Here is a 13,455-nt window from a genome sequence, read left to right on the forward strand (position 1 = left end):
CATTTCGCGGCATCAGTCACCACACACCTGTAAGGAGGGCGTGCACCGTGCACAGCCACGCCAGCACCGTACGGCCGGAGGCCACGACCACGTCCCACCGGCGGCACAAGCAGATTGACAGGAAGGCGCTGGTCCGGCGGCACAACGTTCGTCAGCAAAGTCTTGATCCGCGAAGCCCTGTCTCAGTGGGCAACGGGGAGTTTGCCTTCACCATGGACCTCACGGGCCTTCAAAGCCTGCCAGCCGAGTACCCCGTGGGGCCCCGTGAGGACTCGCTTCCCCCGGGAACGCTGCTGGGCACCCAATCCACCTGGGGCTGGCACTCCATGCCTGGCGGCGATCGTTACAGCCTGGCAGGTTCCACGGTCCTCTACGACTCCCCACGTGGTCCGGTGCCGTACGTGGACATGGTGGGGGACATCGTCAATGACCGTGAGACAGGCACCTCAACGGCCGAAGCATGGCTGCGGGCAAACCCGCACCGCCTGGATCTGGGACGCATCGGTTTCCAGCTGCTGCAGGACGGAACCAGCCGGCCCATCAGCAGCAGCGAGCTTTCCCACGCCAGCCAGATTCTTGATCTTTGGACGGGCATCGTCACCAGCACCTTCGCCATCGCCGGCCACCAGGCCACGGTCACCACAGCCTGCCATCCGGACCGCGACGAACTCGGCATTCGGGTGGAGTCACCCGCGCTGGGTGACGGCCTGGTGATCGGCATCGACTTCCCGTACGGCTCCGAGGCGTGGCACAACGGCGCAGGGTGGGATCTGCCGGGCGCCCACACCACCATCCTCAACAGACCGCAACCTGCAGTACTCCATGCAGGGGCCAGCAGCTGGACGGTGGACCGCGAACTGGACAACGCGCGCTACCGCGTGGTGATCACCGGTCAAGGCCTGGTCGTGGAGCAGACCGGGGCGCACCACCTGCGCATACGGCCGGATGTCCACTCAAGCACCGAGGCGCTGGACCTGTCCATTGAGTTCATATCCGCCGCGGACGGGGACTGTATCCCCCGGGGCGGTGCGGGCCTTTCCAGAGTGGCAGGCAAGGCGTGCGTTGGCCGCCATGCGGGTCCCGCCGTCGGGCCTTCCCCTTCGGCGCCGTCGGTTCCCAGCGCAAACCAGCCCGGCAGCAACGTTGCAGCCGCCTCCATGGACCGTTGGCCCAGGTTCTGGTCGTCCGGAGGTGCCATCGAGCTGGCTGCCACGCCGGACCCACGGGCCAGGGAGCTCGAACGCCGGATTGTCCTCTCCCAGTACCTGACGGCCGTCAACTGCTCCGGATCGCTGCCGCCGCAGGAAACAGGCCTGGTGTGCAGCTCGTGGCGCGGCCGCTTCCACCTGGAGATGCATTGGTGGCACGCCGCCCATTTTGCGCACTGGAACCGGACGGAGCTCCTCCTCCCCTCCCTGCGCTGGTACTCAACGGTGCTGGAAACGTCGCGGGAAACCGCCCGGGCGCAGGGCTTCGACGGCGCCCGCTGGCCCAAGCAGGTAGGCCCGGACGGCAGGGAGAGCCCCAGCCCGATCGGGACGTTCCTGATTTGGCAGCAGCCGCATCCCATCCATTTGGCCGAGCTGCTGTACCGGGCCAATCCGGGCCCTGACGTGCTGGAGGAGTTCGCTGACATCGTGTTCGAAACCGCCGCGTTCATGGCGGGCTTCGCTCATCGCACCCCGAGGGGTTTCGAACTTGGGCCGCCGCTCATACCCGCACAGGAGAGCTATGGGTCCATGCGGGCGAAGATCAAAAACCCGACGTTCGAACTCGCTTACTGGCAGTGGGGCCTCAGGACTGCCGCCGCCTGGCGGGAACGGTTGGGCCTCGAGCCCGTTGCATGCTGGCAGGAGGTTGCTGACGGGATGGTGCGCCCGCGCGTAGTCGACGGCGTCTATGCGGCAATGGACGTGGAGCCCTTCACCATCAGGACGGACCATCCCTCGATGCTCTGCGCACTGGGCGTCCTGCCGCTGACAGACCTGATCGATGAGGCAGTCATGCGGGCCACCCTTGAGGATGTCCTGGCCGACTGGGACTGGACCACCACATGGGGGTGGGACTACCCGGTGATGGCGATGACCGCTGCCCGGCTCGGGGACCCGGAGTACGCCGTCGACGCGCTCCTGCAGGAGGCCGGTAAGAACACAGTCCTGACGAACGGTCACAACCGGCAGACGGACTCCTTGCCGTTGTACCTTCCAGGCAACGGGGGGCTCCTTGCCGCGGCCGCGCTGATGGCTGCCGGCTGGGACCACGGCCCGGACCGCCACGCTCCGGGCTTTCCGCCCGGCTGGACCGTTGCGTGGGAAGGTCTGGTGCCGGCCCCCTGACGTCGCTGTGCTGGAGGGCCGGACAATTCTACGGCCGGGCGCGCGTCAGGTTTGGGGCGTGGTTCGGCGTGCGCCGAGGATCGTCTTGCGCGGAGGAGCGTCCGACTCCAGGTCCGCTTCACGGACGGCTGCCCATCCTGCCGAGACAAGGTAGACCTGGCTGACGAGGTTGAACCAGATGAGCAGGCCGATGATGATGGCAAACGGCGCCAGGATGGGATTGCGGCTGGCCCCGCCAAGAAGTTCAGTGCTGAAGATCTGCAGTATGGTGGTGCCCACGGCGGCCAGGACGGTGCCTTCGACCAGTGCCTGGCGGGACAGCTTGAGCCCCGCGGCCAACCGGAACATGATCAGCGCCGTGACCCAGTTCAGGACCAGCGGGACGACGATTTTGACGGAGGTGGTCAGCGGGCCGGCCAAGGCGTCGCTGAGGTGCAGGAAGTCCGCTACCCAACCCGCCAGCGTGCCGAACACCAGCGATGCACCGCCGCTGATCACCAGGGCCACGCCCAGCAGCAGCAGGGTTCCGGCGTCGCGCAGCTTCATCACGATGGGATTGACGATCAGCGGCGGCAGCTGCAGGACGCCGCGCAGGCCGTCCCGGAGGCCGTTGATCCAACCGAGTGATGTGACCACTGTTACCAGCGCACCGATGACCGCGGTCCAGCCGAGGCCGTTGGGATCCAGCATGTCCTTGGGGTCCACCAGCCCCGGTCCGCCGTTGACTTTCAGTAGGCCCGGTGCGCTGGCGGCCACGCTGCCGATAACGGTGTCCAGCAGCGCCGGCTGGCCGCTGAGGACCAGCCCGGCGATGGAGAAGCCGGTGGCCAGCAGGCCTGTGACGGAGAAAAACATGTTGAAGCCGATGCCGGCGCTCATCAGCGGCCCGTAGTGGAGGGTGTAGTGCCGGAAGGCGCGCATGGGGCGCAGGACGTTCAGGCGGGCGGTGAGCCACTGAACCAAGGCCATCAGGGCACCGAATTTTTTGCCGGACCTGCGCGCCCGGTTCCATTCCATCCGCTTTTGGATGACCTCCAGCTTCAGCCTGGCCTGCTCGGTGGGCAGCGGCTGCTGGTTACCCTGCGTCGGTTGGGGTGTCCGCGGCAGCGTCCGTGAACCGGGTGCCGGCGTTGTTGTCAGTTTCGGTCCCAAAGTCCAGCTCTTCCCGTAGCTGCCAGATGCCGTCGGCATCGTGCTCGTAGAGTCCCATGCTAACCACAGGGAAGGTGGCCTTGTAGTTCTTCAGCACCGTTTCGGCCTCGTCAAGGCTTTCCGGGGCGACGTCGTGGGCGATGGTGACGTGCGGATGGTAGGCAAAGGGCAGTTCACGGTGGAGTGGGCCCTGCTGGAGCTTGCGGTGCAGGTCCACGCAGTGCTCGAACCCGTCCTCCACATTGATGAAGACTACGGGGGAAACGGGCCGGAAAGTTCCGGTCCCGGCGATGGTCACCATGAACGGGCTCTGGCAGCGGGCCACTTCGCGGACATGCCGGAGGGTCGCTTCCCAGTCCTGGGTGGGGGTGGTGGTGACCAGCGTAATGTGGGCCGGTACCACGTCCGCCAGCGGGTCACCGAACGACGCCCGCCAGCGCTGCAGCTCTTCGGCGATGTCTGCTGGAAAGCCCAGGATGACGCCCACGCTGACCTCTTCGCTGCGGGCCACCTCATGGTTCGCCGCCGCATTCCGGCCTGGCTGGTCTCCCAAGCGGTCAGCCAGGGTCTGCTCCACCTGGCCGGCAGAGCAGGCACCTCCCCTGGCGGTGACTTTTCCCGAAGACATGGCGCTAGCGGACTCCCGCGAGGCTGAGGGACGGCAGGAAGCCCATGCGCTCGTAGACCTGGGCCAGGGTGACGGAGGCGATCTCGCGGGCCCGCTCAGCGCCAAGGGCCAGCAGCCGGTCAAGCTCGGCGGGATCTGCCATCAGCTCATTGGTCCGGTTGCGCAGCGGGGTGATGAAGTCCACCACAACTTCGGCGAGGTCAACCTTGAGGTGGCCGTACATCTTGCCCTGGTACTCGGCTTCAAGCTCCGCCACGGACTTGCCCGTCAGCGAGGAGTAGATGGTCAGCAGGTTGGACACGCCGGGCTTTTCCTCAGGGTCGAAGCGGATGTCCGTGCCGGCGTCGGTCACTGCCGACTTGATGCGCTTGGCTGCGATCTTGGGATCCTCCAGCAGCTGGATGGCACCGTTGGGCGACTCCCCCGTCTTGGACATCTTGGCGCTGGGATTCTGGAGGTCGTAGATCTTGGCGCTTTCCTTGACGATCGTGGCCTCCGGAACCGTGAAGGTGTGGCCGAACCGGGTATTGAAACGCTGCGCCAGGTTCCGCGTCAGTTCCAGGTGCTGCCGCTGGTCCTCGCCGACGGGCACGAGGTCGCTCTGGTACAGGAGAATGTCCGCGGCCATCAGGGTGGGGTAGGCGAACAGGCCCAGTGTTGCGGAGTCCGCGCCGGACTTCTGGGTTTTGTCCTTGAACTGGGTCATCCGGGAAGCCTCGCCAAACCCGGTAATGCAGTTCAGCGCCCACGCAAGCTGCGCATGCTCGGGAACATGGGACTGGACGAAGAAGATGCTCTTGTCCGGGTCGATGCCGGCCGCGATGTACTGGGCAGCCACAATGCGGGTCCGCTTGGCCAGCTCGGCGGGGTCGAAGTCCACTGTGATGGCGTGCAGGTCCGGGATGAAAAAGACGGCGTCGTACTCCGCCTGCATGTCCACCCAGTTGCGCACGGCACCGATGTAGTTGCCCAGGTGCAGGGAGTCGGCGGTGGGCTTGGCACCGGAAAGGATGCGCTTCTTGGCAGTGGAGGAAGTCTGGCTGGTCATGGAAAACTTTCGGGCTTAGAGCTGGTAATCCACTACCAGCGGGGCGTGATCGGAGAAGCGGGTGTCCCAGGAGGCTGCACGGTCCACGACAGCCGAAATGGCGGAGGCCGCCAGTTCGGGGGTGGCCATGTGGTAGTCGATGCGCCAGCCGGTGTCGTTGTCGAATGCCTTGCCGCGCCAGGACCACCATGTGTAGGGCCCGTCGACATCCCCGGCCAGGGTCCGGTGGACGTCATGCCAGCCGATCTCCTCACCGAAGAACCGGTCGAAGTAGGCACGTTCCTCCGGCAGGTGCCCGGCCTTCTTGAGGTTGCCCATGGAGTTCCTGATGTCACGGGGGGTGTGCGCCACGTTGAGGTCGCCCACCACCAGGGCGTGGTCGCTGTGCTTGGTCAGTTCCGGCAGGCGGGTGGTCATGACGTCCAGGAAGCGGAACTTGTCATCCTGCTTGGGCGTCCCCACTTCACCGGAATGCACATAGGCGCTGGCAACCGTGAGCTGCACGGGGTTCCCTGCGGCGTCGGGGACGCGGAAGTCGGCTTCAACCCAGCGCCCGGCGGTGGCGAAGTAGTCGTCCCCGATGCCGTTCCTGGTGGCCAGGGGCTCCTGGCGGGAGGCAATGGCGACGCCGGCACGACCTTTTGCTTCCGCTTCCGCGTGCAGGATATGCCAGTCCTCCCCCAGCAGTTGCCGGACGACGGCGTCAGGGGCTCGGACCTCCTGCAGGCAGAGGATGTCCACTTCCCGCGGCTCAAGCCAGGCCGCCATACCGTTCTTGTAGGCAGCCCGGAGGCCGTTTACGTTGACGGATGCGATGCGAAGGTGGTCCTTGTTCAATGCCGAGCTCACCCGCTCCACTCTAGTCGATGATGGTTCCGGTCACCGGCTCCCCGCTGCCGCCGGAGGACTTGATCATCTCCCGGGCGTTGGTGGCTGTGATCTCGATGGTTTCAAGTGCGCGGTTGATCGTGTCCTGGTTGGCGGCGGCGCCCTTGGCCCGCTCCTCCTCCACCACGCGGACCTGCACCTGGACGATCTTGAAGGAATGGTCCAGCTTCAGGTCGCGCACCTCGTCTGCCTCGGAACGTTCGTAGACCACCCGGGTGCCGCCGTGGTCGGCGGAGGTGCGGGCCGGTACGCGGCCGGTGGCGGTGTTGAAGGCGCTCTGGGCTTCGGACAGCTTTGCGCCCGCTTTCCTGGCGGCCCGCTGGATGCTGAAGACCACGAACGCAGCCAGTGCCAGCCAGAAGGCGGCGATGATGGCGACAACCCAGCCCACCACGTCGTTCTGGTTTGCGGCGAAGATCACGGCCACAATGAACGCCGTCACCAGGACCATCAGGCCCGGCCCGCTGATCCGGAACATGGAAAAACCGCCCCGGGCGGGTTTGGAAGATGACGAGGAGCTGCCCAAAGTTCGCATGCAGCCATTGTCTCAAACGGCGGACTGTGCTCCCGCCGCCTTCCACCCCCGGCGAACAGGGCAGCTCGCCGGGCAGGCTATTTCAGGAACAAACTCCGCAGGCGCAATGTGGTCAGCAGCATCCCCACGGCGGTCATCACCAGGTAGTAGCCAACATGCAGTGGCGTGGCAGCCGTAAAAGTGCCCACACTGATCTGCCGCAGCAGTTCCACCCCGTGCCAGAGCGGCATGGCCTGGATGAACCACTGGATGGGCTGTGGGTAGACGCTGAGCGGGTAGAACGTGGCGCTGAACAGGAACATGGGCAGCAGGATGAAGTTGATCCAGTCCATCTGCTGGAAGGTCTTGAGGAAGCTGGTGATGCCCATGCCCAGGCTGGCGAACCCAAAGGCGATCAGCACCGAGGCTGGGATCATCAGCAGTGCCCAGGGCGTGGTGATCAGTCCCATGATGCCCATGACCGCAGTGAAGCCGGTGGCGTAGAGCATCCCCCGCAGCAGGGCCAGGAAGATCTCGCCAAGCGCCACGTCCAGCGGGCCCAGGGACGTATACAGCATGCCCTGGTAGAGCTTGGCGAAGTTCATCTTGAAGAAGACGTTCCAGGTGGAGTCATAGACGGCGCCGTTCATCGCGGAGACGGCCAGCAGTGCCGGTGCGATGTAGGCCGCATAGCTGATAGTGGTTCCGTTGGGTCCCTGGACGCTGCCAACAATGGCGCCCAGTCCCACCCCCATGGAAAGGAGGAACAGCACCGGCTCAAAGAACCCGGACAGCATCACCAGCCAGTTGGTGCTCCGTGTGGCCATCAGCCCACGGGCAATGACTGCCCTGGCATTGCCTGAATACAGGGGCCCGAAAGTGCGGCTGCGGGCTTGCTCCGCGGCGCTCCGGGAGGCGCCGGCGGGACCGGAAAATGCGCTCACTGGCCCATCCTCAGGGCAAACCGGCGCCGCGTCAGGACCCAGCCGGTGACTGCCAACGCCGCCAGGACGGCCGCATGGAGCACGCTGAGGACCGCCGGTTCGCGGTATCCGAAGCTGAGCACCCGGCCCAGTTCGGTGCCATGCCAGATGGGCGAAATCCAGCCCACCCAGCGGACCGCCAACGGCAGGTTGTCCAGCGGGAAGAACGTCCCGGAGAACAGGAAGAGCGGCATCACGATGAACCGCATCACCAGTGCGAACTGCCCCTTGTCTTCGGTGATCGATGCGGAATATGCCATCAGCGGCAGCCCGAAGGCCAGCCCTGTCAGGGTGGCCACCAGTATCCCGGCCCAGCCCCAGCCCGACGGCGAGGCACCGAACAGCGCCACGGCCGCGAAGTAGATGGCCGACTGCAGCACCAGGCGCAGCGTCACGGCCATGACCTGCCCGGCGGCGATCTGCTGCGGCGTCAGCGGCGACGCGTGCGGGCCGTAGTAGACCCGGCGCCATTTGAATCCTGCCATGACGGGAAAAGTGAACTCGTTGGCTGCCGTCATCACGGCGGCGGCCACCAGCAGCGCCGGGGCGATAAAGGCGAGGTAGGACACGCCGCCAAAGGCCGCGTTGCCGGTATCCACCAGGGTGGCCAGCCCCACCCCCATGGCGAAGAGGTACGCCACCGGTTGGCCCACGCTGTACATCAGGATGGACCAGCTGTAACCCTTCATCACCCGGAGCACCTGCTCGGCATAGTAGAAGGAGCCCCAGCGCCGCGCCCTTGCCGCCGAAACCGCCGGCGCATGCGCGCGCAGGCCGCCCGGCTGCGCGGCCCCTGCCTGCCCTCCGGTCGGCTGCCGCCCGGACGCCTGCCTATCAGTCAATGAGGCTCCTGCCGGTGAGCCGAAGGAACACATCCTCCAGCGACGACCGCCGGACCAGCGATGTCAGCGGCCTCAGGCCGCGGGCCGACACCTGCTCAAGGGCTGACTCGCCGTCGTGCGCGTACATCAGCACCCGGTCCGGCAGCACCTCAAGCCGTTCCCCGATGCCTTCCAGCCGGGACGCGATTGCGGCGTTCCGCTCGGAACCAAACCGCAGTTCCACCACCTCCCGGGTGGAATGCCCGCGGATCAGCTGCGCGGGCGAGCCCTCGGCCATGATCCGGCCCTTGTCCACCACGATCAGCCGGTCGCAGAGCTGCTCGGCCTCATCCATGTAATGGGTGGTGAGGATCAGCGTGACGCCCTGCTCCTTGAGCCGGAACAGGCGGTCCCACAGGATGTGCCGGGCCTGCGGATCCAGGCCCGTGGTGGGCTCGTCCAGCAGCAGGATCTGCGGCTCGTTGATCAGTGAACGGGCGATGGTCAGGCGGCGTTTCATGCCGCCGGAGAGCGCGTCCACCTTGGACCTCGCTTTGTCCGTCAGCTGTGCGAACTCCAGCAGTTCATCGGCCTTGGGCCTGAGGTAGCTCATGGGCAGGCCGAAGTAGCGGCCGTAGACCAGGAGGTTGTCGCGGACGCGGAGTTCCTCGTCCAGGTTGTCCTGCTGCGGAACCACGCCCAGGTGGGCGCGTACCTCGGGTCCGTGCGTGTCCGGGTCCAGGCCCATGATGGTGAGCCGGCCGGCGGACCGGCGGGTCACGCCGCCGATCATCTTCATGGTGGTGGATTTGCCCGCCCCATTGGGCCCCAGGAGGCCGAAGGACTCCCCCGCTTGCACGGTGAACGAGATGCCGTCCACGGCGGCCACGTCGCCGTAGGTCTTGGTCAGGTTTTCGGCGGAGATGACGGTGCCGGACGGCGGGCCCCCGGTCATCGTGCCGGAGGGGGTAAGGGCGTGGTTGTGCACCTGTGCAGACTAGTGGAGGCGCGGCGCAGGTGGAAGTGTGCTTGCAGTTACGTTGAAACGGACGACGGCGGCACGGCGCCTTCCCTGCGGAAGGTACCGTGCCGCCGTCGTGCACTTAGTGCCGGGGACTAGTGCGCGTTGGCTGCCGCGCGTTCGGCGGCCTCCACCACGTTGGTCATCAGCAGCGCCACGGTCATGGGACCGACGCCCCCGGGGTTCGGCGAAATCCAGCCGGCCACATCGGCGGCGGCGGGATCGATGTCGCCGTAGACGCGGCTCTTGCCGGTGTCCGGATCGGTCTCGCGGGTAACGCCGACATCCAGCACCGCTGCGCCCGGCTTTACGTCCGCGGCCTTGACGATGTGCTTCACACCGGCCGCGCCCACGATGACGTCCGCCTGCCGGAGCAGTTCTGACAGGTTCCTGGTCCCGGTATGGGTCAGGGTCACGGTGGCGTTCACCTCGCGCCGCGTGAGCAGCAGGCCGATTGAGCGGCCGATCGTGACGCCGCGCCCCACCACCACAACGTGCTTGCCTGCCAGGCTGTATCCGTTGCGCTCCAGGAGCTCGATGACCCCGCGGGGGGTGCACGGCAGCGGCGTGGTGATCTTGTTGTTGACGTTCAGCACAAGCCGGCCAAGGTTGGTGGGGTGCAGGCCGTCGGCATCCTTGGCGGGATCGATGCGCTCCAGGATGGCGTCCGTGTCCAGGTGCTTGGGCAGCGGCAACTGCACAATGTAGCCGTGGCAGGCCGGGTCCGCATTGAGTTCGTCAATGAGGGCCTCCACCTGTTCCTGCGTGGCATCGGCCGGAAGCTCACGCTGGATGGAGTTCATCCCGATCTGCTCGGACTGCTTGTGCTTCATGGACACGTACAGCTGCGAGGCGGGGTCCGCTCCCACCAGCACAGTGGCGATGCCGGGCGTGACGCCCTTGGCCTTGAGTGCGGCCACGCGTTCGGTCAGCTCGGCCTTGATGGCGGCGGCGGTAGCCTTGCCGTCAAGGATCTGTGCGGTTGTGGTTTCAGCCATCGGTTACCACTGCTCGTGCTGCGGGTAGAGCGGGAAGTCGGCTGCCAGCTTGTCCACGCGGGCCTGCAGGGCCTCGACGTCGGTGCTGGTGCCTGCCTTGAGGGCGGTGGCGATGATCTCGGCCACCTCGGTGAATTCGGCGGCACCGAAGCCGCGGGTGGCCAGGGCCGGGGTGCCGATGCGCAGGCCGGAGGTGACCATCGGCGGGCGGGGGTCGAACGGCACGGCGTTGCGGTTGACGGTGATGCCCACCGAGTGCAGCAGGTCTTCTGCCTGCTGGCCGTCCAGCTGCGAGTTGCGAAGGTCCACGAGCACCAGGTGGACGTCCGTGCCGCCGGTGAGGACGGAGACGCCGGCCTCTGACACGTCGGCCTGGTTCAGGCGGTCGGCGATGATCCGGGCGCCTTCCAGGACGCGCTCCTGGCGCTCCTTGAATTCCTGCGTGCCGGCAATCTTGAAGGCCACGGCCTTGGCGGCGATGACGTGCATCAGCGGCCCGCCCTGCTGGCCCGGGAAGACGCTGGAGTTCAGCTTCTTGGCCCACTGCTCCTTGGCGAGGATCACGCCCGAGCGGGGCCCTGCCAGGGTCTTGTGCACGGTGGAGGTGACGACGTCGGAGTGCGGCACCGGGCTCGGGTGCAGTCCGGCGGCAACCAGTCCGGCGAAGTGTGCCATGTCGGTCCAGAGCAGCGCGCCAACCTCATCGGCGATGGAGCGGAAGGCGGCGAAGTCGAGGTGGCGCGGGTAGGCGGACCAGCCGGCGATGATGACCTGCGGCTTTTCGGCGATGGCCTGCTCGCGGAGCTTGTCCATGTCGATGCGGAAGGTATCTTCCTCGACCTGGTAGGCGGCCACCTGGTACAGCTTGCCGGAGAAGTTCAGCTTCATGCCGTGGGTCAGGTGCCCGCCGTGGGCCAGGGACAGGCCCAGGATCTTGTCGCCCGGGGTGATCATGGCGGAGAGGGCGGCGGCGTTGGCCTGCGCGCCGGAGTGCGGCTGGACGTTGGCGTATTCGGCGCCGAACAGTGCCTTGACCCTGTCGATGGCCAGCTGCTCTGCGATGTCGACGTATTCACAGCCGCCGTAGTAGCGGCGGCCCGGGTAGCCCTCGGCGTACTTGTTGGTGAGGACGGAGCCCTGGGCTTCCATCACGGCGCGGGGCGCAAAGTTTTCGGAGGCAATCATTTCCAGGGTGCCGCGCTGGCGGCCGAGCTCCTGGTCCAGCACTGCTGCAATTTCGGGATCGAGCTCAGCCAACGGCTGGTTGCTCACGGCTGTGGTTGAGGTGGCTGTAGTAGTCACGGAGAACTCCTGGCTAGGGATATGGGCACTGCTTAGGTCAGGCTACCGGGTGGCGCACTTTCGCACCGCGTTGATGACAGGGCGTGAAAGCTCGGCATGGCGCTGCTGCGCTGACGCGGGTGCAGCCCCATTTCCGGCAAAACATGACCCTCGGCCCAGGCGTACGATCCGTGGTCTTCGTGATTGCCGCTCCCTGGTGGTTAGCCACCCAACGCCAGTTGCGACCATCCCAGCCTACCAAAACCGGCGCCCCCGGCGCGGGTAGGCTATTACGCGTGAATGAAGAGCAGCTGAACCAAGCGTACGTTGTAACCCTGTCCTGCCCGGACCGTCCCGGAATCGTCCACGCGGTGGCCGGAGCGCTGCTGGTGGCGGGGTGCAACATCACGGATTCGCAGCAGTACGGCAGCCCTTCAACCGGGAACTTCTTCATGCGCGTTGAGGTGACCACTGCAGCCCCCAAGTCGGAGCTCCGTGCCGCGCTGGAGCCAGTGGCGGAGGCCTTCTCCATGCAGTGGAACCTCAATACTGTTGGCGACAAGGTGCGCACCCTGGTTATGGCCAGCACTTCTGCCCACTGCCTCAACGACCTGCTGTTCCAGCAGCGCTCGGGCACCCTGCCCATTGAGATTCCCGCCATTGTGTCCAACCACCAGGATCTCGCCGGGCTGGCCGAGTTCTACGGCATCCCCTTCCACTACATCCCGGTGACCAAGGACACCAAGGTGCAGGCGGAGGACAAACTGCGCGCCATCATCGCGGAGCACGATATCGAGTTGACCGTGCTGGCCCGCTACATGCAGATCCTCTCCGATGAACTCTGCACCGAGCTGACCGGCAAGGCCATCAACATCCACCACTCGTTCCTGCCCTCCTTCAAGGGCGCCAAGCCGTACCACCAGGCACATGCCCGCGGCGTGAAGCTGATCGGTGCCACGGCTCACTATGTGACGGCCGCCCTGGATGAGGGGCCCATCATCGAACAGGAAGTCATCCGGGTGGACCACGCCCGCACCCCTGAGCAGTTCGTGCAGATGGGCCGCGACGTGGAGGGGCGCACGCTGGTCCAGGCCGTGCAGTGGCACGCCGAGCACCGCGTGCTCCTGGACGGCAACCGAACAGTGGTCTTCAACTGACGCGGTCTTCAACTAGGTAGCAGTAGATGCCGTTTTGGGGCCTCAAAACGGCATCTACTGCGAGTCAGTTGGGTGCAGGGGTGGCTTAGGGTGAAGCCATGGCTCCTCTGTACCCTTTCGCCGGAAATTCCCCGGCTGTCCATGACTCAGCGTTCGTAGCCCCGTCGGCCTCGATCATCGGCAACGCCAGCCTGGGACCGGATTCCAGTGCCTTCTACGGCGTCTCCGTCCGCGCCGACACCGCGGCCATCACCGTGGGTGCCGGCAGCAACCTGCAGGACAACGTGGTGCTGCACGCCGACCCCGGCTTCCCCTGCACGGTGGGCGAACGGGTCAGCGTGGGGCACGCCGCCGTCGTCCATGGCTGCACGGTGGAGGACGACTGCCTGATCGGCATGGGCGCCACCGTCCTCAACGGCGCCGTGATCGGCGCCGGCTCGCTGGTGGCGGCCGGCGCCGTCGTGCTTGAAGGAACGGTGGTTCCGCCCCGGTCGCTGGTGGCGGGCGTGCCCGCCAAGGTGCGCCGCGAACTCACGGATGGAGAGTTCGACGGCGTCCGCGCCAATGCGGCGCGCTACGTGGAACTCGCGGCGAAGCACCGCGAGCTCCACGCCTGACCCAGTCCGGC

13 protein-coding genes and 1 riboswitch are annotated in these 13,455 nt (G+C 66.2%); of the genes, 3 read left to right on the forward strand and 10 right to left on the reverse strand.

Translation table 11 applies throughout. From position 1 onward, the window contains the following. Positions 1–47: 47 nt before the first annotated feature. Positions 48–2,336: a hypothetical protein gene (locus AC3ANU_RS16695; RefSeq protein WP_488314886.1), complete on the forward strand. Its 2,289-nt coding sequence runs from the start codon at positions 48–50 to the stop codon at positions 2,334–2,336. Positions 2,337–2,381: 45 nt separating this feature from the next. Here the strand turns inward: AC3ANU_RS16695 and AC3ANU_RS16700 are convergent, their stop codons facing one another. From AC3ANU_RS16700 to glyA, 10 genes are all read right to left on the reverse strand, one after another. Continuing rightward, the gene (locus tag AC3ANU_RS16700; RefSeq protein ID WP_186447786.1) at positions 2,382–3,353 is read right to left on the reverse strand and encodes a YihY/virulence factor BrkB family protein; all 972 of its coding nucleotides are present in this window, start codon (positions 3,351–3,353) and stop codon (positions 2,382–2,384) included. 58 nt (positions 3,354–3,411) lie between these two features. Beyond that, positions 3,412–4,116: a 2'-5' RNA ligase family protein gene (locus tag AC3ANU_RS16705; RefSeq protein ID WP_081620213.1), complete on the reverse strand. Its 705-nt coding sequence runs from the start codon at positions 4,114–4,116 to the stop codon at positions 3,412–3,414. A gap of 4 nt (positions 4,117–4,120) precedes the next feature. Further along, the gene (gene trpS, locus AC3ANU_RS16710; protein ID WP_018770224.1) at positions 4,121–5,164 is read right to left on the reverse strand and encodes a tryptophan--tRNA ligase; all 1,044 of its coding nucleotides are present in this window, start codon (positions 5,162–5,164) and stop codon (positions 4,121–4,123) included. 15 nt (positions 5,165–5,179) lie between these two features. Continuing rightward, positions 5,180–6,013, reverse strand: a complete 834-nt coding sequence (locus tag AC3ANU_RS16715; RefSeq protein ID WP_488314887.1) for an exodeoxyribonuclease III — start codon at positions 6,011–6,013, stop codon at positions 5,180–5,182. 10 nt (positions 6,014–6,023) lie between these two features. Then, positions 6,024–6,587 (reverse strand): hypothetical protein, encoded by a 564-nt coding sequence (locus AC3ANU_RS16720; RefSeq protein WP_488314888.1) that lies wholly within the window; start codon positions 6,585–6,587, stop codon positions 6,024–6,026. A gap of 77 nt (positions 6,588–6,664) precedes the next feature. Continuing rightward, complete coding sequence (locus AC3ANU_RS16725; protein WP_488314889.1) at positions 6,665–7,510, reverse strand: ABC transporter permease; 846 nt, start codon at positions 7,508–7,510, stop codon at positions 6,665–6,667. Then, positions 7,507–8,391 carry an ABC transporter permease gene (locus AC3ANU_RS16730; RefSeq protein WP_488314890.1) on the reverse strand — a complete coding sequence of 295 codons (885 nt, stop codon included), beginning with the start codon at positions 8,389–8,391 and terminating at the stop codon, positions 7,507–7,509. The genes AC3ANU_RS16725 and AC3ANU_RS16730 overlap by 4 nt, the downstream gene beginning before the upstream one ends. Next, positions 8,384–9,325, reverse strand: a complete 942-nt coding sequence (locus AC3ANU_RS16735; RefSeq protein ID WP_018770229.1) for an ABC transporter ATP-binding protein — start codon at positions 9,323–9,325, stop codon at positions 8,384–8,386. Before AC3ANU_RS16735 ends, AC3ANU_RS16730 begins: the two co-directional genes overlap by 8 nt. A gap of 161 nt (positions 9,326–9,486) precedes the next feature. Beyond that, complete coding sequence (locus tag AC3ANU_RS16740; protein ID WP_018770230.1) at positions 9,487–10,389, reverse strand: bifunctional methylenetetrahydrofolate dehydrogenase/methenyltetrahydrofolate cyclohydrolase; 903 nt, start codon at positions 10,387–10,389, stop codon at positions 9,487–9,489. A gap of 3 nt (positions 10,390–10,392) precedes the next feature. Then, on the reverse strand, positions 10,393–11,691 hold the full coding sequence (gene glyA, locus AC3ANU_RS16745; RefSeq protein ID WP_018770231.1) for a serine hydroxymethyltransferase: 1,299 nt from the start codon (positions 11,689–11,691) through the stop codon (positions 10,393–10,395). Between the two features lie 146 nt (positions 11,692–11,837). Further along, positions 11,838–11,923: riboswitch (ZMP/ZTP riboswitch) on the reverse strand. Between the two features lie 43 nt (positions 11,924–11,966). Here glyA and purU point away from each other — a divergent pair. Further along, positions 11,967–12,827, forward strand: coding sequence for a formyltetrahydrofolate deformylase (purU, locus tag AC3ANU_RS16750; RefSeq protein ID WP_142068086.1), 861 nt, complete (start codon positions 11,967–11,969; stop codon positions 12,825–12,827). Between the two features lie 98 nt (positions 12,828–12,925). After that, the gene (locus tag AC3ANU_RS16755) at positions 12,926–13,444 is read left to right on the forward strand and encodes a gamma carbonic anhydrase family protein (RefSeq protein ID WP_488314891.1); all 519 of its coding nucleotides are present in this window, start codon (positions 12,926–12,928) and stop codon (positions 13,442–13,444) included. Positions 13,445–13,455 lie beyond the last annotated feature (11 nt).

Source organism: Arthrobacter sp. SDR-2R (assembly GCF_057747955.1).

What these genes read in the sequence shown, in the direction of transcription:
- AC3ANU_RS16740 (WP_018770230.1), bottom strand. Translation starts at nt 10,389, where the DNA reads ATGGCTGAAACCACAACCGCACAGATCCTTGACGGCAAGGCTACCGCC.
- AC3ANU_RS16700 (WP_186447786.1), bottom strand. Translation starts at nt 3,353, where the DNA reads ATGGAATGGAACCGGGCGCGCAGGTCCGGCAAAAAATTCGGTGCCCTG.
- AC3ANU_RS16705 (WP_081620213.1), bottom strand. Translation starts at nt 4,116, where the DNA reads ATGTCTTCGGGAAAAGTCACCGCCAGGGGAGGTGCCTGCTCTGCCGGC.
- trpS (WP_018770224.1), bottom strand. Translation starts at nt 5,164, where the DNA reads ATGACCAGCCAGACTTCCTCCACTGCCAAGAAGCGCATCCTTTCCGGT.
- AC3ANU_RS16735 (WP_018770229.1), bottom strand. Translation starts at nt 9,325, where the DNA reads ATGACCGGGGGCCCGCCGTCCGGCACCGTCATCTCCGCCGAAAACCTG.
- AC3ANU_RS16720 (WP_488314888.1), bottom strand. Translation starts at nt 6,587, where the DNA reads ATGCGAACTTTGGGCAGCTCCTCGTCATCTTCCAAACCCGCCCGGGGC.
- AC3ANU_RS16755 (WP_488314891.1), top strand. Translation starts at nt 12,926, where the DNA reads ATGGCTCCTCTGTACCCTTTCGCCGGAAATTCCCCGGCTGTCCATGAC.